This window comes from Nocardioides sp. (genome assembly GCF_036267815.1).
GTDB lineage: Bacteria > Actinomycetota > Actinomycetes > Propionibacteriales > Nocardioidaceae > Nocardioides.
In genome coordinates, this window is the sequence record NZ_DATAVI010000080.1 from 1 (window position 1) to 18,209 (window position 18,209).

The 18,209-nt window shown below is 71.8% G+C and carries 13 protein-coding genes; 3 read left to right on the forward strand and 10 right to left on the reverse strand.

Annotation, left to right across the window (positions count from 1 at the left end):
• The coding region (locus VHW64_RS16840; RefSeq protein WP_329651731.1) for an acyl-CoA dehydrogenase family protein at nt 1-522 on the reverse strand (522 nt) is incomplete at its 3' end.
• A 108-nt stretch (nt 523-630) separates the two neighbouring features.
• Between VHW64_RS16840 and VHW64_RS16845 the strand changes: the two genes are divergently transcribed.
• Nucleotides 631-1,629, forward strand: coding sequence for a hypothetical protein (locus VHW64_RS16845; protein WP_329651732.1), 999 nt, complete (start codon nt 631-633; stop codon nt 1,627-1,629).
• Here VHW64_RS16845 and VHW64_RS16850 read toward each other — a convergent pair.
• The 8 genes from VHW64_RS16850 to VHW64_RS16885 all read right to left on the reverse strand — a co-directional run bounded on the left by VHW64_RS16850 (nt 1,610) and on the right by VHW64_RS16885 (nt 14,455).
• Entirely contained in the window at nt 1,610-3,799 is a 2,190-nt protein-coding gene (locus VHW64_RS16850) for a hypothetical protein (protein ID WP_329651733.1), read from the reverse strand. The two genes, VHW64_RS16845 and VHW64_RS16850, sit on opposite strands and share 20 nt — an antisense overlap.
• 2 nt (nt 3,800-3,801) lie before the next feature.
• Nucleotides 3,802-4,821, reverse strand: a complete 1,020-nt coding sequence (locus VHW64_RS16855) for a glycosyltransferase family 2 protein (protein WP_329651734.1) — start codon at nt 4,819-4,821, stop codon at nt 3,802-3,804.
• The gene (locus VHW64_RS16860) at nt 4,818-5,066 is read right to left on the reverse strand and encodes a hypothetical protein (RefSeq protein ID WP_329651735.1); all 249 of its coding nucleotides are present in this window, start codon (nt 5,064-5,066) and stop codon (nt 4,818-4,820) included. The genes VHW64_RS16855 and VHW64_RS16860 overlap by 4 nt, the downstream gene beginning before the upstream one ends.
• A complete protein-coding gene (locus VHW64_RS16865) occupies nt 5,063-6,373 on the reverse strand; it encodes a DUF6752 domain-containing protein (RefSeq protein ID WP_329651736.1) in 1,311 nt (436 codons plus the stop codon). Before VHW64_RS16865 ends, VHW64_RS16860 begins: the two co-directional genes overlap by 4 nt.
• 25 nt (nt 6,374-6,398) lie before the next feature.
• Nucleotides 6,399-8,006: a hypothetical protein gene (locus VHW64_RS16870; RefSeq protein ID WP_329651737.1), complete on the reverse strand. Its 1,608-nt coding sequence runs from the start codon at nt 8,004-8,006 to the stop codon at nt 6,399-6,401.
• A gap of 51 nt (nt 8,007-8,057) precedes the next feature.
• Complete coding sequence (locus tag VHW64_RS16875; protein ID WP_329651738.1) at nt 8,058-11,225, reverse strand: cutinase family protein; 3,168 nt, start codon at nt 11,223-11,225, stop codon at nt 8,058-8,060.
• A 50-nt stretch (nt 11,226-11,275) separates the two neighbouring features.
• Nucleotides 11,276-12,652, reverse strand: coding sequence for a phospholipase D-like domain-containing protein (locus VHW64_RS16880; protein WP_329651739.1), 1,377 nt, complete (start codon nt 12,650-12,652; stop codon nt 11,276-11,278).
• Between the two features lie 621 nt (nt 12,653-13,273).
• Nucleotides 13,274-14,455 carry an endonuclease/exonuclease/phosphatase family protein gene (locus VHW64_RS16885; protein ID WP_329651740.1) on the reverse strand — a complete coding sequence of 394 codons (1,182 nt, stop codon included), beginning with the start codon at nt 14,453-14,455 and terminating at the stop codon, nt 13,274-13,276.
• 234 nt (nt 14,456-14,689) lie between these two features.
• Between VHW64_RS16885 and VHW64_RS16890 the strand changes: the two genes are divergently transcribed.
• Entirely contained in the window at nt 14,690-16,102 is a 1,413-nt protein-coding gene (locus VHW64_RS16890) for a magnesium transporter MgtE N-terminal domain-containing protein (protein WP_329651759.1), read from the forward strand.
• A 23-nt stretch (nt 16,103-16,125) separates the two neighbouring features.
• The gene (locus VHW64_RS16895) at nt 16,126-16,632 is read left to right on the forward strand and encodes a DUF1003 domain-containing protein (protein WP_329651741.1); all 507 of its coding nucleotides are present in this window, start codon (nt 16,126-16,128) and stop codon (nt 16,630-16,632) included.
• A gap of 78 nt (nt 16,633-16,710) precedes the next feature.
• Here the strand turns inward: VHW64_RS16895 and VHW64_RS16900 are convergent, their stop codons facing one another.
• The gene (locus VHW64_RS16900; RefSeq protein ID WP_329651742.1) at nt 16,711-17,961 is read right to left on the reverse strand and encodes an HNH endonuclease; all 1,251 of its coding nucleotides are present in this window, start codon (nt 17,959-17,961) and stop codon (nt 16,711-16,713) included.
• Nucleotides 17,962-18,209: the final 248 nt, after the last annotated feature.

The following is an 18,209-nucleotide window of genomic DNA, read 5'->3' on the forward strand; positions in this document are numbered from 1 at the left end:
GACCAGCACCGCGACCAGGTTGGCTGAGCCGCCGTTGGTCAGCCACATCTTCTGGCCGGTGATCTCGTAGCCGTCCCCGGCCTTCACGGCCTTGGTCGTGATCGCGCTGACGTCGGACCCGCAGCCGGGCTCGCTCATCGAGAAGGCGCCGCGGACCTCGCCGGTCGCCATCCGCGGCAGGTACTTCTGCTTCTGCTCGTCGGTGCCGTGCTGGAGCAGCATCCAGGCGACGATGAAGTGGGTGTTGATGATGCCGCTGACGCTCATCCACCCCCGGGCGATCTCCTCGACCGCGAGGGCGTAGGTGAGCAGGGACTCGCCGAGCCCGTCGTACTCCTCGGGGATCATCAGCCCGAACAGGCCCAGCTCCTTGAGTCCCTCGACGATCTCGGTGGGGTACTCGTCGCGATGCTCCAGCTCGGTCGCGACCGGGAGGATCTCGCGCTCGACGAAGTCTCTGACCGCCTTGAGGATCTCGGTCTGGTCGTTGGTGAGCCCGTCGGTCTGGCAGAGGCGACCCATGGCGTGGTGGAGTCCTTCCGGTGGTGGCAGGCGAAGGGCTCCACTATCGCCGAGGCGGCGCGCGGCTCGGAATCGACTGTGACGAATTCGATGGGCAGACTGCTCACCATGGCGCAGCGGGTCGTGGTGCACATCGGGCTGATGAAGTCCGGCACCACCTTCATCCAGGGCCGGCTCGGAGCCAACCGCGCTCGTCTGCTCGAGGCCGGCGTGCTGTTCCCCGGGCCCGGCTGGCAGCGGCACGTCAACGCGGTGGAGGACCTGATGGGCCATGCCGCTCGCACGCCAGGGTCGTGGGACTCCCTCGTCGAGGAGATCAACGCCCACCCGGGCACCGCGGTCATCTCGATGGAGTACCTCGCGATGGTCTCCCGACGGGCGATCGGGATCGTTGCCGAGAGCTTCGGTGCGGCCGAGCTGCGCGTCGTCCTCGGGGCACGCGACCTCGGCCGCAACGTCCCCGCGATGTGGCAGGAGGCGGTCAAGAACCGGTCGACCCGCACCTTCGGCGAGTACGTCGAGGGCATCCACGGCCGGAGTGAGAGCGGGCGCAGGTTCTGGCGACAGCAGCGCGCGGGCCTGATCGCCAAGCGCTGGACCGCACAGGTCGGGGCCGACCACGTCTACGTCGTGACAGTGCCGCCCCCGCAGGCGGCGGGCGACCTGCTGTGGAGCCGCTTCTGCCAGGCAGCCGGGATCTCGCCGGAGCCCGCGCGGGAGGAGGCGCCCCGCACCAACGAGTCGCTGGGTGCGGCGTCGACGTCGGTGCTGCGGCGCCTGAACCTGATGACCGAGGACCTCTCCGTCCAGGACTACAAGCGACGCGTCAAGGCCGTGGGCAAGTACCTGATGCCCGCACATCGTGCGACCGAGGACCCGATCGGCTTCGTCGCCCCGGACTGGTTGCGGGAGGAGTCGGCGGGCATGTGCGCCGTGCTCAGGACGATCGGAGTGCGGGTCGTCGGGGACCTCGCGGAGCTGACGCCCCTCGACGTCGCCGGCGTCGACCCCGACCGCATCGACCCCGCAGTGGAGCTGGACGCCGCCCTGGCGGCCCTGGAGGCCACGCTGCGACACACGAGCAAGGTCAGGGCCGAGCCGCAGTAGCGACGGGATCCTTCCGCCGGCGGCCGAACCACCCCAGCGCGAGCGCGCCGAGCAGGCCCAGGGCCGCGGCGCCGATGCCGGCCTTCAGCCCGGGCGGCAGGTAGGTGAGCTCGAGCCGCCCCGAGCTGTTCGCCGGCAAGGTCACGGTGAGCAGCCCGGCCGAGTCCCGCCCGACGGGCAGGGCGCGCCCGTGCAGCGTGGCGCGCCAGCCGGGCCAGCCGAGCATCGCGAAGACCGCCTGGCCGCCGTTCGCGGTCGTGGTGAGGTCGACGTGCTGGTGCCGCAGGCCGTCGCTGCCGGCGGCGGCGACCTGGACGCCGTTCGGCACGAAGCTCAGCTGCGACGCGGGCCAGGGCAGGGCCTGGCTCCGCCGGTAGACCTGGACCTGCCCGTTGGCGGTGACCTGCGTCCAGCCCGCCGGCGGCGTCGTCTTCGCGGCCTTGGCCTGCTTGGTGCCCACCACGATGGTCTGGACCTTCATCAGGTCGGCGAGGGGCGGCAGCGACGGCGCCGGCGGCTGGAAGATGCTGTGGTAGCCACAGGGCTTGGTGAAGCCGTCGTAGGACATGCACAGGCTGCGCTCGAAGCGGACCAGCCCCATCCCGGTGTAGTGGTTGACCGCGGCCACGTCGGTGACGTCGTACAGGCTGCCGGGCAGGAAGTAGCGCCACTTGGCGGTCAGCTCGCGCAGGGTGCTCTGGTGCTGGAGCGCGCGGAAGTCCGAGAACTGCGCGACCGTGCCCTGGCGGCCGTCGAAGTGCGCGCGGAGGGTCGCCACGTCGGCCGGCGCGTGCCAGACCCGCGAGCCCTTGTTCTCGCCGAACGACGCCAGCTGGAGCGCCACGGTGAGCCCGGTGCCGACGATGAGGACCCCCGCGAGGGCCACGGTGCGCTGCGAGCCGAGCCGGGCGGCCAGCAGCGCCCCCGCGGTCAGCACGACCACCAGCGCCGAGCCGGCCGCGAGCTTGTGCAGGTCGGCGGGCTGTCCGGCCCAGGCCAGGTAGGCGGGGAAGGCGATCAGCACGGCCGAGCCGAGCAGCCGCTCGCGTCGCCGGCCGGTGGCCAAGCCCTGGCTCAGCACCCGGGCGAACAGCACCAGCAGCCCGAGGTAGAAGTACTCGGTCACGCGCAGCGGCCACCGGAACTGCCACAGCTTCGACGGCGCCAGCACCAGCCCGAGGTAGACCACGGAGACCAGCAACGGCCCGGCGTAGGGCCGAAGCCGTCCCCGCAGCTCGCCCCAGCGCAGCCAGGGCAGGAACGGCAGGACGAACCACGCGAGGTACGTCGCGGGCACGGTGTTGGGCCCGGTGATGGCGATGATCGGGGGCACCGCGGTCGGGTTGCTGGCCTGGAGGAAGTCGCCGGCCTTGGGTTGCAGCTTGCCGGTGTTGGCGATCAGGGCGCCCAGGGAGCGGACCGTCAGGCCGCTGGTGTCCAGCAGCGGCAGGAAGACCAGAGGCAGGAGCAGCGCCGCACACGCACCCGCGCCGACCAGCTTCACGACGCCGGCGCGGTTGTCGGTCAGCAGGCCCTCCACCACGAGCGCCAGCCCCACGACCACGAGCGCCAGCACGCCGTACGGGTTGCCCTGGGTGACCGCCAGCGCACCCAGCACGAAGCCCCAGAACGGGTTGGCGGTGCCGCGCAGCACCCGGCGCAGGACGTACCAGACCCACGGCGTGTAGGCGAAGGCCACCAGGCCGGACGCCCACGAGGCGGCGTCCCAGAAGAGCGTGAACCCGCAGAACGGCAGGGCGACGGCCGCCGAGGCGGCGGCCCACGGCTCGGCGTCGTACTCGCGGCAGAGCAGGTAGGTGCCCAGGGCGAGCAGCACCATGAAGACCAGCTTGACCAGGAACATCGTGGTCATCAGGTTCGACCCGGCCGACATGACCAGCCAGACCGGGATGTTGAGCGGGTCGTAGATCCCGAACAGTGCCTCCGCCGCGTAGTTGCCACCAGCCCAGGTGGACGGGTCCATCCACGGGGGGTAGCTCCCGCCGCGGACCAGCTCGCCGAGGTGGAACCAGGTCGGTGCGAACTGCACCGCGGTGTCGCCACGCTGGTAGAACCACGTGGTCACCAGCTTCGGGATCGTCGCGAAGACCGCCGTCGCGACGACCACGGTCAGCGGCCAGATCGCCCGACGGGCTGACCTGCGGGGCACCCTCATTCGTCCTCCCGGGCCTGGTTCGTGAGCCCGGTCTGCGAGTGCTCGGGCCCCAGCACCGTGGTCACCGCCAGCGGCACCCGCCGTCCGCCGTGCTCGCTGGTCTCCTTGAGCAGGAACAGCGGGCGGCGCTTGGTCTCGGCGTAGATGCGGCCGAGGTACTCCCCGATCACGCCGAGCAGGATCATCTGGACGCCGCCGAAGCCGGAGATCGCACAGATCAAGGTGACGTAGCCCGGGGCGGAGTTGCCGTGCACGATGGCCGCTCCGAGCACCCACAGCGAGTAGAGCACCGCCACGGCGGTGACGAGCACGCCGAACCAGATCGAGAGCCGCAGCGGCCGGTAGTTGAACGACACGACTCCGTCGATGCCGTAGTTGAACAGGTCCGACATCCGCCACTTCGTGGTGCCCGCGGCCCGCGAGACGTTGCGATAGTCGACGACGGCGGTGTCGAAGCCGATCCAGGCGAACAGGCCCTTGGAGAAGCGGTTGGTCTCACCCAGGGTGAGCAGCGCCTGCACCGCGGTGCGGTCGAGGACCCGGAAGTCGCCGACGCCGTCCTCGAGGTCGACGTCGACGAGCCGGTTCATCAGCCGGTAGTAGGTCTTGGACAGGAGCGTGCGGACCGCCGGGTCGGAGTCACGGGTACGCCGCGCGACGACCTGCTGCACGTCGCCGTCGAGCAGCGGGAGCATCTGCGCCAGCACCTCGGGGGGATGCTGAAGGTCGGCGTCCATGATCGCGACCTTGTCGCCGCGCGCGTGGCTGAGGCCCGCCAGCATCGCCGACTCCTTGCCGAAGTTGCGGCTCAGCGCGAGGTAGCGGAACTCCGGCCGGGCCTGCGCGATCTCCCTGAGGATCGGCAGCGTCCGGTCGCGGCTGCCGTCGTCGACCAGGATCACCTCGTAGGAGGCCACGAGCCGCGGCAGCTCGGTCGACAAGACCTCAACCAGCCGGGGCAGGGAGTCCTCCTCGTTGTAGCAGGGGATCACCACCGACAGCTCCGGGGCGCTCATGTGCCCTCCGCGGAGCTGGCATCCGACTGGGCCGCTCGGGGGGTCGCCGGTCGGGAGGTGGCGGCCTCCAGCACCGGCACCAGGCTGCGCTCGATCCGCGCGACGAGCTCCTCGAGGGGACCGGCCAGCATCGCGTTCTCCCGCACGCCCTCCTCGAGCCGCCTGACCCGGCGGGCCAGCCGCACCGAGGGCAGCGTCGCGTCTGCTCCCGTCTTGAGGGCGGGGGTGAGCCGGGAGGGACTCACAGCGACTCCCGTCGGTAGTCGCGCAGGGCTGCCCAGGTCACCCCGGAGTCCTGGACCTCGGGGTCGAGCAGCAGCTCGCGGACGACGTCGTCCAGGGTCGCCACCCGCAGATGCAGGCGGCGGGCCTGCTGCACCTCGCGCTCGAGCTCCTCGACCCGCCTGGCCAGCTGCCGGACCCGCGCGTTGTCGTAGGGCCCGAGGGCCCGGGCCGCCAGGTTGCGCGCGCGGGCGCGCGTCCCGGGAGGCACGACCGGGCCCGCTGGAGCCGACGTGGTCCGGGCACGCGGTCGCGCCTCCGCGCGGTCGCGCATGGTGGCGACCAGCGCGGAGATGCACGCGGTGGCGGCGTCGGTGAGCTCGGCCTCGGTCACCTCCGACGGGAGGCGGTCCGACGACGGCGCTGGCCGGAGGTCGGCGAGGTCGCCGTGGACGACGTAGCCGGACTCCTCGATCCGGCTGACCGCACGCGCGCACACCTCGGCCGCCTCCGCGGACTGCGCGTCGGGAACGCCGATGCGCTCGCTGCCCAGGGGTGCCAGGACCTCCTGGGCGAGGAGGTCGCGGATCCAGACCGAGCGCTCACGGCTGCCGCTGATCTCGTGTCGGAGCCGGCCGTTGGTCCGCCGCAACAGCTCGGCCTGGACGACGCCGACCGACTCGTTGGCCCGCGGCACTGCGAGGTCGACGCGCACGGAGCCGAGGCCGCAGGCGTCGGCGAACCGGTTCCACAGCTCGGCGGGTCCCGCGTCGGGTCGAGGCACGGTGACCACGTGCACGCGGGCGGGCGGCAGGCTCGCCCCCCAGCGCTCCGCGACCCCCGACGGGTCCAGCGTGCGCCAGCCCCACTCACTGCCCTGGACCGACTCCGGCTTGGGCCGCCATTCCTCCAGGGGCGTGGTCAGCCCGAACTTCAGCCGCTCCTGCCACGCCGAGACCACGGACCGACCGAGGTCTCGCGCGCTCACGACCACGTGGACGTCGTACGCCGCGAGGTCGGCCAGCGCCCGGCCGGCCTGCTCGGCCGAGGCGACCGCGAAGAGCTCGTAGCTCAGCACCGCCGCGTCGCCCCTCCAGCCCGCGATCTGGTCGACGAGCCGGCGCCAGGCCTTCCCCGCCGAGGCGGGAAGCTCCTCGAGCCGCGGGTCCTCGCGGACCGCCATCGCGGCGTGGATGCGGTCGAGATGGCGCTCCCCCACCAGGAGCACCCCGGCGTCGGCGAGCCCGGCGCGGTTGGCGTCGAGGACGCGCTGGAGATAGGTGGTGCCGGACTTGGGCGCACCGACGTGGAGAAAGACACGCTCGGTCATCGTGCGCTCCTCCCCACCACGGCGCTCATGCGCCCCACTCGACGGTCATCCGCCATGTGGCGGGAGGCCCCGTGCGGACGGCCCGGGCGGCCTCCTCGAACCCGGCGCGGGAGAGGATACGCCCTCCCGCGGCCTCCGCCCGTGTCGCCACCCGGGCGGGATCCAGCGATCGGATGTGCCCGGTCTCGTGCTCCGCCTGCCACGCGCGCGCCCCTGCAGGGGTGCGGGCGACACCCTCGACGTAGGTCCGACCTCCCCGCCGCAGGGCGGTGGCGCACAGGGACCAGAACGCCTCGGTGCCGTCCGGCGTGAGCGCCTCGAGGAGCTGGCGCGCCACCACCGCCTGGAGGGCCTCGCGGCGCGAGAGCTGGGCGCCGAGCGTGAGGACGTCGCGCGGGTCGTCGAGGTTGAGCTCTCGGGCCGCGACCCGCGGATGTCCGTCGTACGGCGTGCGCCGGCGTGGGAGGGCATAGTCGAAGCCGAGCACCCGGCGCCGGCGCCGTCCCCGCCCGGCGTACGTCGTGAGGTCGAGGCCGGCGCCACAGCCCAGCTCGAGCACGCGGTCGACGCCGTCTAGCTGGGGTGCGACCCAGCGCGCGAAGCCCGAGGGCCGGGCGCGGCGCGAGGCCTGCTGGGCCGCCCGCGCGGCGTCACTGGCGCGGCCGGTGTTGTAGGCCGCCCAGTCGCGTCGTCCCTTCATCAAGGAGCCGAACCAGCCGTCGAAGCGCTGGGTGATGTCGGGCCCGGGCAGGTGTCGGAAGGACGGGTCCGGCACCTTCCAGCCAGGGCCGTAGGAGACCGCCAGCAGCCGGTCCGGGTCGGCCGGCGCCGGCAGCGAGTACCCCTCGAAGGTGATCTCGCCCAACGGCAGCACCGCCTCGCGCGGCACCACCTCCCGCACCGTCGCCGTCTCGTGCAGCCGGTCCTCGACGTAGAAGCAGGTGTAGACGTCGAGGTTGCCCGAGCCGCCGTCCGGCACCGGGAACCGGACGGTCACGAAGCTCGCCGACCGGTGCTGCACCTCCAGCCCGGCTCGGCGCAGGGCGCGCCCGACGTCCCACAGCTCGACGGCCATCTCGGCCGGCGTGAGCCGGGCGCTGAGGTAGTTCACGTCGACGTCGGAGTCGTGCCCGATCACCCGGCCCTCGCGCGCCGCCCCGAGGAGGGTGCCGAAGGAGAGCCACGCCTCGATCCCGCAGTCGTCGCGCAGCACCTGGAGCACGCGGCGTGTCATCTCGACCATCGCCTCGACGACGCCAGCGGCGCGGCGGCCGTCGAACGGCCGCTGGATCAGCCCCCACTTGTCGATGAAGATCGGGATGCCGTGGTTGTCGACGAACCTCGGCCGTCCCTCGCCGTCGCCGAAGCTCACGGGTCCGGCGAAGAGCTCCCGGTCGCCGGCGACGACCCGGACGTCGGCGGTTCCCCCGAGCCGGCGGGCCAGCCGCTTGGGCCAGTCCACGAACGTCACGACGGGCTTGTCGTCGGTCGTCCCGAACGACCACACCCGCTGGTCGTCCATGATCACGTCGAGCGAGCCGGAGAAGCTGTGGCCGAAGTGCAGGCCCTCGTCGTCGACCCGCACCTCCCCCGCCGGTGAACGGCGCGAGGCACGTGCCAGGGGGAGCCTCACGAGACGCGAGACTACCGGTCAGGCTGCCAACGCCTTGGTCGAGGAGCGTGGTCAGGACACCGGAGGGCCGAACTGCGCGGACAGGACGTGGTGGTCGGTCGTCCTGCGGACCTGCGCCGAGTCGTCCATCAGGACGTGGGAGAACGCCCCGCGGGAGCCGAAGATCTGGTCGATCCGGGCCCCCTTGGGCAGCACGCAGCCGTCGCCCGTGCCGCCGTTGCCGGAGTTGCTGCCGCCCATCGCGGCCTCCAGCGGCGTCTTGCCGGTGACCGCGCAGAACGCCGGCGCGATCTCGTTGAAGTCGCCGGTGAGCAGGATCGGCAGATGGTCGCCCTTGAGCTGCTTGATCGTCTTGAGCAGGATCTTCAGCGCCTTGTCGCGCTGGGCCTGTCCCTTGCGCTGCGCCGAGAAGTGGACGTTGATCCAGTACAGCTGGGCGCCGGTGGCGCGCTGCTGGAGCTCGACGACGGGCTGAGGCCGCCAGCCGCTGGTGAACGGGATCGAGATCGAGCTGTGCCAGGTCATCTTCCAGTCGGCGCGCCGCCACATCACCGACTGCGGCGCTCCGTCGTAGCCCAGGGAGTTGCCGGGGTAGAACTTGAAGGCGTGTCGGGTGGCGGAGTCGAGTGCGACGATCTGGTCGGGCTGCGGCTCCTGCATCCCGACCAGGGACGCCTCGCGCATGCCGACGTACGTGCTCGCCCACTCGGCCCGCAGGCGCCCCGGTGCCATGAACGGCTCGTCGCCGTTGGGCGCCGTGTGCTGGCTGCCCAGCATGTTCATCGTCATCGTCTCGAACGGCGTGAGCGCCGTGTCGGAGCCGGCCTTCGAGCCGGCCTTCGCGCGAGAGCCGGTCAGCGGGCGCGAGCGGTCGGCTGCCGGGCGGCTGGCGAGCCCCGCGGCGGCGATCCGGCCCGCCGAGGCATGGTCCAGGAATCGGTCCGAGGGCAGGTCGCCACGTCGCAGCTCGACCTCGTGCAACGGCGCGGGGCGGCCACGCCGGAGGTTCTTGTACGGCTGGACGCCGCCGTCCCCGAGCTGGCCCTCCTCGTCGTTGCCCCAGCAGGTGAAGGCCCCGACGACCGGGATCGCGCAGGTGTGCAGCCAGCCGGCCGAGGTGAGCTGGACCGGTGCCGTCAGGCCCGTGACCAGCGTCGGCGTGGGGTCGGGCTGCTCGTCGGCCGCCGAGCCCAGCTGGCCGTACCGGTTGTCGCCCCAGCACCACAGTCGCCCGTCGGACGCGGTCGCGCACGTCGAGCCGTCGCCGGTGGTGACCTGGGTCCAGGTCTCGGCGGAGTCGACGGCACCGGGGACGGCCCGGTTGGCCAGGGTCCCGTCGCCGAGCTGGCCCTGACGGTTGAAGCCCCAGCACAGCAGCCGGCCGGTCTGGGTGATGCCGCAGGTCTGTGCCCACGCGGTGCTCAGCTGGAGCCACGTCTGGCCGCCGGTGACCTTGACCGGCGAGCTCCGCGTCGCCAGGGACCCGTCGCCGACCTCGCCGAAGGTGTTGTGACCCCAGCAGTACGCCGTGCCGGTCTCGTCGACCGCGCAGCTGTGCCAGCCCGCCGCGCTGACCGAGTGCCAGTCCGTGGCGGTGCCGACCCGCTGCGGCCGGCCGTGCGACCGGTCGATGGTCCCGATGCCGAGCTGCCCCCACCGGTTCTGTCCCCAGCACCACAGCGTCCCGTTGGCACGGGTGGCGCAGGTGTGGGTCCAGGCCGCCGAGACGGTCGCCCACTTCGTGCTCGTGCCCACCTGGTGGGGCTTGTGGACCGGGTGGCCGCGCCCGATGCCGAGCTGCCCGTAGTCGTCCAGGCCCCAGCACCACAAGGTGCCGTCCTCCTTGACGCCGCAGGTGCTGGCCCCGCTGGTGCTGATCGACGACCAGCCCACCTTCTTGCCGCCCTTGACGTCGACCGGCACGTCGCGGGTCGTCGTCGTGCCGTCGCCGACCTGGCCGTAGTCGTTGCGGCCCCAGCAGCGCGCGGTGCCGTCGGTGCGCGTCACGCAGGAGGTCTGGCCACCCGCGGACAGGGACACCGAGTCGCGGGTGATCTTGAGCAGCAGCTGACCCGGGTGACCGGTCGTCGCGGGCTCGGTGTTGCTGGTCCGGTAGGTGACCGCGAACGTGCCGGACTGGCTGGGCGTACCCGACAGCACGCCGACGTCCGACAGCGAGACTCCCTTGGGCAGGCCGGCGGCCTGCGACCAGGCCACCGCACCGTGGGTGCCGGGGGCGACCGTGAGCTGGAGGTCGAGCGGCTCACCGACCGTGCCCGAGACGACCAGGCGCCGCGGCGCCGGCACCGGCCACAGGGCGAGCTGGTGCCAGGCCTGACGGGCCACGTCGCGAAGCACGCTGGACCCGGCGTAGCCCGTGGCCAGGCTCAACGCCGTCCGCACCGGCGCGTTGGACGGGTCGCAGACGAGGTCGTGCCGGTCACAGACCGACCACACGGCGTAGGACCCCTGCGTCCGAGGCACGTCGGGCTGGGCGCTCAGGACGCGTGGGAAGAGACCGTTGTCGCGGTGGGGCGCGGCCGGGGTGCCGAGCTCGGGATGGGCCGCCGAGCCGGCGACCCGGTCGGGGTCGGAGATCAGCACGCCGCCGACCAGGCCGGACAGGCCGCCCGCCGCGCCGACCTGCGCCAGCACGCGGTGCACGACCGCGGCTCCCTGGGCGTAGCCGACCAGGAGCACCGGCCGGTCGGGACACTTGGCCGATGCCTTGGCCAGCTGCGCCAGGGCCGCGTGGACGCCGCCGGCGACCGGACGTCGCCACTGCCGCGTCAGGTGGCGCGAGACCACGTCGATGCTGCGCGAGGTGGGCAACCGGTGCTCGCGGAGCACCGCGCCGGGGCGCCGGGTCGTGAGCGGGACACCGCCCACGACGACACGGCGGCCGTCGCGTCCGGCCTTGGCCACCACGCGTCGTACGACGGCGTCGACGGTGTGGCCGTACAGGCGCGGCGAGCCGGCCGGGCCGTCGACCGGCGCCTCGCCGTTGCCGCCCACGCCCAGCACCAGCGCGTCCGCGCAGCTGTGCACCGCCTGCTGGGCCGTCGGACGAGCCGCCTGCCGGGCCGCGTGACGACCCCAGCCTCCGACCACCACCAGCAGCGCGCCGACGACCGCGACGGCGAGTCCGCCCACGCCCAGCCGCCACAGCCAGGTCCGCGGGGGTGCCGCCTGCTGCGTCTTGGTGGATGCTCTGCTCATACCAGCGCTCTCCTCACAACGGCGCCCTCAGCCGGGCGCCGTACGCGACCTCAGAGGTCCTTGCGCATCAGCTCGTAGGGGTCGACCTTCAAGATCCTGGCCCGCGCCATCACGCCCCGGTCGCCCGCGGGCAGCGGTGAGCCGTCGGTGCCGACGGTGCCGGTGTCGTCGCAGTGCCCCGGCTCCCACGAGGCAGGCACGTGGGTGAACAGGTAGTCGATCCAGCCGGCGTACTGCGCCGTGACGCTCCCCTTCTGGATCCTGCCCACCACCTCGTCGCTGCCCAGGGAGACCGGCGTCCAGTTGGCCGAGCCGTTCCAGGTGACCCGGGCATGGGTGTTCTTGCCGAGCACACCGCTGACGGTCATCGACTTCATGTGCACGTACCGGTCGTAGATGCCGTCGCAGTTGATGTCGTAGGCCAGGTGGGTGAGCGGGACGTGCGCGGTCCGCAGGATCTTGACGGCCTTGCTGCCGAACATGGCGTACACCACGCGGATGTTGCAGCCGCGCTTCTCCATGGTGGCCAGCCGGTTGGCGAGGTCGAGGCCGCGTTGGCCGTACGTCGCGGTCTGGGCGACCCGGATCTTGGTGTGCCCGCCGATGCCGGTGCCCCTGGTGGCGCCGGTGCAGCGCACGTTGTCCAGCGCCCGCAGGATCGGGTCCTCCGCGGTTCCCTTGCCCCTGTAGGGGTAGAAGTCCAGCTGGAACTTGCCGCTCGCCCAGGTGTATTGCAGGTAGCCCTGCTTGACCGGCTTGTCGTGCTTCATCTGGTTGAACACGTGGAGGAAGGCCTGGTACTTCTCCGGGCTCTGGGTCACGGAGTAGATGTCGTTCCACTGGATCGACGCCGCGAGGTCGGTGGCGTTGGTGGAGCCGTACATCACGACGTCCTTGGTCTTCTGCACCTTGTCGAACGCGTAGAACTTCACGTGCGCGATCCCGTGGCGACCACGGCAGGAGCCGTGACAGCGCCTGAGCCAGCTGCGCATGTCCGGCTTGCGATGCTTGTCGCCCTTCGCGAGGGCGATGTGGACGCGACGGGCGATGTTGTTGGGGAGATCGGGGTTCCAGTTCCCGTAGTCCATGAGGATCTGCACGCTGACCCCGCGCCTGTGGGCACGGATCACGGCATTGGCGATGCTGTAGCTGCGGAAGTTCCACGACGCGATCCGGATCTGGTGACCCTTCCTCACGCTGTTGATGGTCTGCACCAGATGGTTCTCGATCCGGTGTGCCGGGACCCGACCGCCGTAGGGGTTGTTGAACAGGGCCCCCTTCCGGGGGTTCAGGTGGCTCGGGGTGGCCTGCGCGCTCGTCGTCGTCGCGGCGACCAGGCCGCAGACGAGGACGAGGGCCGCCGGAAGCACCAGCGCGAGGCGCAGCGTCGACCGCACGGATCGCGGCTTCTGCGGGGAAGAGGTCATGTCGGGTCCCGTTCAGTGGCGCAGGGGGCCTGCCGCCCAGCATCGTCCCGGCGAGTCGCTCCGGGCATGATGGTTCGGACCCCGTTGTAGTCGGTGGGAGTGTAACTCACGCCACACCAGCCCCACACATCTCAGCGGCACCAGACCGCCGAGCCTTTCGGACTCAGGCTCCGCAGGTCGCCATGACGTGACGGAATCCGTGGTCCTTGGCGAGCGTCGTTGCCGCCCGGGAGATACTACGTCCCGGCGCCGCATAGTAAAGATGTGCGTACGTCACCAGATGGTGACCGTCTTCGCACTGATAGACCTGAGGCTTCACCCAGCCCGCCGTCGCCGTGCACCCCCGGTAGGACATCGGAAGCCTGGAACCGGCCTGCCACACCTGACCGCAGCGCGGCCCGGACGGATCCGTCGACTGCCCGGTCGCGGACGACGAGGGAGGCGACGGGGACGCGGGATCCTGCGAGGACGAGGTGTCCTGTGCGGTCGTCGACGAGCTCGACCCGCACCCGGCCAGCGCGACCGCGGCCAGGACGCACGAGATCACCGCGACCCCGGATCGGCACGCGAGCGTCCTCATGAGCCGATGGTACGCCGAACGGTCACTCACGGCGCCGGCACTCACGGGGCCGTGCTCGGGGCGAACCAGCGGGACGTGGTCGTCACCTCGGAGTAGAGGTAGTAGTGGTCGCTGGCGCGGTGCAGACCGGCGGCGTCCTGCCGATAGCCGCTGAAGCTGACGCTGCCGGCGCCCTCACCGCCGCCCATGATCCAGTCGACCCGCAGCGGCGGCGGCGGCAGGTGACAGCCACCGACGCCGTTTCCGCCGTTCGCGGCGACCATCCCGGTCCCGGCCGCGACCCGGCAGAAGAACTCCGTGTGCTCGTTCATGTCGCCGACGATGATCACCGGCACCCCGGTCGCGCGGAGCTGGTTGATCAGCCCGATCTCCGCGGTGGTCGCGGCGTCGCGCTGTCCCTGCATCCCGCCGGCGGAGTTGTGGGTCGTGATCATCCAGAACTCCGCGCCGGTGGCGTCGTCACGGAGCAGGACGTAGGGCAGCGGGATCCGCTGGCTGGCGAACGTGTAGGTGATGGACCCGGACTTCTCCATCGTGAACTGCGAGGTCCGCCAGTAGATCTGGAGCCGCACGCCGTTGTTGCCCAGGCTGGTGCCGGGCCAGAACGAGTAGGACGGCATGTGGGTGCGGAACACCGCGAGCTGGTTGGTCTGCACCTCCTGCATGCCACCCACGTCGACGCCACGGGCGGTGAGGAGCGAGGAGGTCAGCGCGGCGCGCGCCGGGCCCGGACCATAGCCGCCCTTGCTGGTGGTGTGCTGAGACCCGAGCACGTTGGACTGCGCGATCGTGAACGACGCGTGGGCCGGGGAGTTGTCGGCCACCTTGCGGGCCAGGGCAGCTGTCCGCGTCAGGGACAGCCGGGTGCCCGGTCGGACGCGGAAGGAGCTGTCACCGTGGGTCGAGACCCGAGGGCGGTCGGCCTGCCGGGAGACGTCGACGCGTCGGCCCGCCGTACTGCCCGGTGAGGCGGAGGCCGGATCGCCGGGACCGCGGGTCGCGGAGTCGCTGCTCGTGTGGTTGGCCACCGGCTGCCCGGCGCTGCCGGGGTCGGCGCCCGCCCCGACCGTGTGAGCGGTGTCGCCCGAGGCCATCCCCTGCGCGATAGCGACCACCGTCACGGTCGACACGACCGCGAAGCCAGCAGCGGCGTACCAGGCGCGTCGGCCCGTGGGCCCCGCGCCCAGCCGAGGCTGGCGACGGTTCCCGAGGTGCTTGGCCATGCGGATCGCTCCCTGAGCGGTCGAGGGTGGTCGGTCGTGAGTGGTCGGTCGTGAGTGGTCTCCGCCGGCCCTGCATGCCACCCGCGAGCGGCGACAGGCCACCGTGAGGAGAGGCCAACCAGTCTAAACGGGTGTCGCCCGAGACGGGGAGTTACGGCGAACCTCGTGGGACCGACGGTAGCGTTGAGGTCTGTGAGCAGTGCCCAGAGCGGATCCGCGACGACGGGCTCCAAGATGGCGGGGTCCAAGACGGCCGGCTCGGCGCTGCCCGGACCCGGAAAGCCGGGCCGCGTCTACGCGGCGCGGCTGGTGGGTCTGCCGATCTTCGACCCGCAGGGCGACCAGGTCGGGAAGGTGCGCGACGTCGTCGTCGCGATCCGCTCCGAGACCAACCAGCCCCGCGTGCTCGGGCTGGTCGCCGAGGTCTTCGGCCGACGACGCATCTTCGTCCCGATGACCCGGGTGACCCACGTCGACAGCGGCCAGGTCTACACGACCGGTCTGCTCAACATGCGTCGCTTCGAGCAGCGCTCCACCGAGACCCTGGTCATGGGCCAGCTCCTCGACCGCACGGTGACCGTCTATCCCAGCGGCGCCAGTCCGGGGGGTGAGGCTCCCGGCGCCCGCTCGGGGGCTGCCGATGCCGGTGTCACCGGCACTGTCTACGACATCGCCATGGAGCAGGTGCGCTCCCGCGACTGGGTGCTCAGCAGGGTCGCGGTGCAGGAGCCCGGCAAGGGGCTGCGACGCAAGAGCCTGCGCCGCCGCGGCCAGACCTACGTCGTGGAGTGGCGAGACGTGGTGGGCCTGGTCGGGCGCGAGCCCACCCAGGGCGCGACCCACCTGATCGCCGCGCTCAACGAGATGCGTCCGGCGGACGCGGCCAACATGATCCACGACCTGCCGCCCGAGCGGCGCTCTGCCGTGGTTGCCGCGCTCGACGACGAGCGGCTGGCCGACGTGCTGGAGGAGCTGCCCGACGAGGACCAGGTGGAGATCTTGGAGCACCTCGACATCGAGCGTGCCGCCGACGTGCTGGAGGAGATGACCGCCGACGACGCCGCCGACCTGATCGCGGACCTGGCCCCCGAGACCGCGGCCAAGCTCCTGGAGCTGATGGAGCCCGAGGAGGCCGAGGACGTGCGGCGCCTGATGTCGTACGCCGAGGAGACGGCCGGAGCGATGATGACGCCGGAGCCGATGATCCTCGGCCCGGACGCGACCATCGCCGACGCGCTGGCCAAGATCCGTGACCCGGAGCTGCCGGTGTCCCTGGCGGCGATGGTCTACGTGTGCCGACAGCCGTTCGAGACCCCGACCGGCAAGCTGCTGGGCGTCGCGCACTTCCAGCGCCTGCTGCGCGAGCCTCCCTCGACCCTGGTGGCCGCCGCCCTCGACCAGTCGATGGACCCTCTCCACCCCGACGCCACCATCGACGAGGTAGCGGCCCACTTGGCGACCTACAACCTCGTGGCCGCCCCGGTCGTCGACGACGACGGTCGCCTGCTCGGCGCCGTCACGGTCGACGACCTGCTCGACCACATGCTCCCGGAGAACTGGCGCGACTCGACGCTCACCTCTCCCCCTTCGCCGACTCCCCCTGCGCCGACTCCCCCTGCGCCGACAACTGAGCTTCGTCATGGCTGAGGTTGGTCTGGCTGAGGTTGGTCATGGCTGAGCGGCGTGGGCGGCTCGACACCCCGCGCGAGCAGCACCGACCCCTCATCCGCACCCCGACCTACGACCGCGACGCCTTCGGTGTCTTCGCCGAGCAGTTCGCGAGGTTCATGGGCACGGCGCGCTTCCTGATGTGGATGACGGTCGTCGTCGTGGTGTGGATCGGCTGGAACACCTTGGCGCCGCATCACCTGCGCTTCGACGAGTACCCCTTCATCTTCCTGACCCTGATCCTCAGCCTTCAGGCCTCCTACGCCGCCCCGCTCATCCTGCTCGCACAGAACCGTCAGGAGTCCCGCGACAAGGTCGTGGCCGAGCAGGACCGCCAGGCCAATGCGCGCGGACACGCCGACATGGAGTTCCTGGCGCGCGAGGTCGCGTCGTTGCGGATGGCCGTCGGCGAGGTCACCACCCGCGACTTCCTGCGCTCCGAGCTCCGCTCGCTGCGAGACGACCTGGCCGATCCCGACGACGAGGCCAGCGCCACCGCCTCAGCCTGAGCGCCGGGTCATCCTCGCCGGGTCATCCTCGCCGGGTCATCCTCGCCGGGTCATCCTCGCCGGGTCATCCTCGCCGGGTCACGTTCGCCGGTGGAAGCGGTGGTCGCCGCTGGGAAGGCGGGCGTGGCGGTAGCGGTCATCGTGCGCCCTATGGTGGTGCCACGGACACAGCAGGACACCGTCGGCGAGGTCGGTGCGGCCGCCGGCTGCCCAGGCCTTCGCCACATGGTGGGCCTCGCACCGCGCGGCGGACACCGTGCATCCCTCGGCGCGACACCGCTTGTCGCGCAGCGCCATCGCCTTGCGCTGATGGGGCTTGAAGAGGCGGCTCGAGCGACCCAGGTCGAGGATCTGCGAGTCGGTGCCCAGGACGGCGGGGAGGATCTCGGCAGTGCACGCGAGTCGGCGCAGCTGACCAGCACCGATCGGGTCCTCCCCGATCAGCCCGACTCCCGCCAGGCGTCCGGCGAGAACTCCCTCGTCGATGGTCACGATCACGGTCGTGGCATCGCCCCCGTGCAGCGGCATCCGATCCGGGTCGGCAGCCTCCAGGAAGGCCGCGAACGCCTCCGCCCGTCGTCGCCGGGGACCCTGAGGGCCCTCGACTCCTGTGGCCACACCCAGCGCCGCTCGGTGGCGCGGCGAGGTGAACGCGTCGAGGTAGGTCAGCAACCGCTCGGCCACCGGATCGGGAACCCGGCCCGAGAGCCGCGTGGTGCCGTCCCCCAGGGGATGCATGCTCAAGGAGGCGACCGCCTCGGCATGGCGCTCCTCCCGCTCGAGGGCCTTTGCCTCCTGGACGTCGCACTCGTCGGGCGCGGCCACCTCCAGGATCCTGCGCCCGAGCCGCCGCAAGGCTCGCGGGCCGTGTTCGGCGGCATAGCCGATCAACGCCTCCTCGGCCCTCCCGAGCACCTCCTCGCCGACCTCGGCGCGTGGGAGGTCGTCCAGAGCGGCGGCGATCACGCGCGCCTGGGGCACGGTCACCGCGCCCTCCCCCACGGCCGCACCCAGACGGACCCATCGTCGCTCCAGCGCTTGGGCCAGCTTCAGGTCCGCCATCTGCGCTCGGACATCGGTCCGCGACTCCGCCGCCAGCCAGGTCGCGACACTGTGGTCCGCGGTCCTCTCGGCGAGCTCGCCGGCGCCGGCCATGACCCGCAGCCGGAGCCCCGTCACCTGCGACTCCAACGGCACCAGCCGTCGGAGGGCCTCGGCCTTGTCGTCCGCCCCCATGAACGCCGGGTCCACCCCCGCTACGTCCTTCAAGGCCGCCTCGACCGCGTCCAGGCACGCCAGCACCGGGTGACGCGACGACTGCTGGCTCACGAACCCTCCCAGGACGGCACTCAACGACGGTTGTCACGTGTCGATGCAGCGCGCCCCGTGAAAGGCGACCCCTGGTCCACCCGAGGGTCCCGCCGCGGCCCCAGCCATCACTATCACCTCGGCGTGACTCTATTCGAACATGTGTTCGACCTCGAGTCAACCGCTCGTCCACAGCCGCTGTGATGTCCACAGCCGCCCACTCCACCCGACCGGCCTCAGGCACCCTCCGCAGCGTCGTCGCGCAGACG

What these genes read in the sequence shown, in the direction of transcription:
- VHW64_RS16845 (WP_329651732.1), top strand. Translation starts at nt 631, where the DNA reads ATGGCGCAGCGGGTCGTGGTGCACATCGGGCTGATGAAGTCCGGCACC.
- VHW64_RS16855 (WP_329651734.1), bottom strand. Translation starts at nt 4,821, where the DNA reads ATGAGCGCCCCGGAGCTGTCGGTGGTGATCCCCTGCTACAACGAGGAG.
- VHW64_RS16865 (WP_329651736.1), bottom strand. Translation starts at nt 6,373, where the DNA reads ATGACCGAGCGTGTCTTTCTCCACGTCGGTGCGCCCAAGTCCGGCACC.
- VHW64_RS16875 (WP_329651738.1), bottom strand. Translation starts at nt 11,225, where the DNA reads ATGAGCAGAGCATCCACCAAGACGCAGCAGGCGGCACCCCCGCGGACC.
- VHW64_RS16880 (WP_329651739.1), bottom strand. Translation starts at nt 12,652, where the DNA reads ATGACCTCTTCCCCGCAGAAGCCGCGATCCGTGCGGTCGACGCTGCGC.
- VHW64_RS16885 (WP_329651740.1), bottom strand. Translation starts at nt 14,455, where the DNA reads ATGGCCAAGCACCTCGGGAACCGTCGCCAGCCTCGGCTGGGCGCGGGG.
- VHW64_RS16890 (WP_329651759.1), top strand. Translation starts at nt 14,690, where the DNA reads ATGGCGGGGTCCAAGACGGCCGGCTCGGCGCTGCCCGGACCCGGAAAG.
- VHW64_RS16895 (WP_329651741.1), top strand. Translation starts at nt 16,126, where the DNA reads ATGGCTGAGCGGCGTGGGCGGCTCGACACCCCGCGCGAGCAGCACCGA.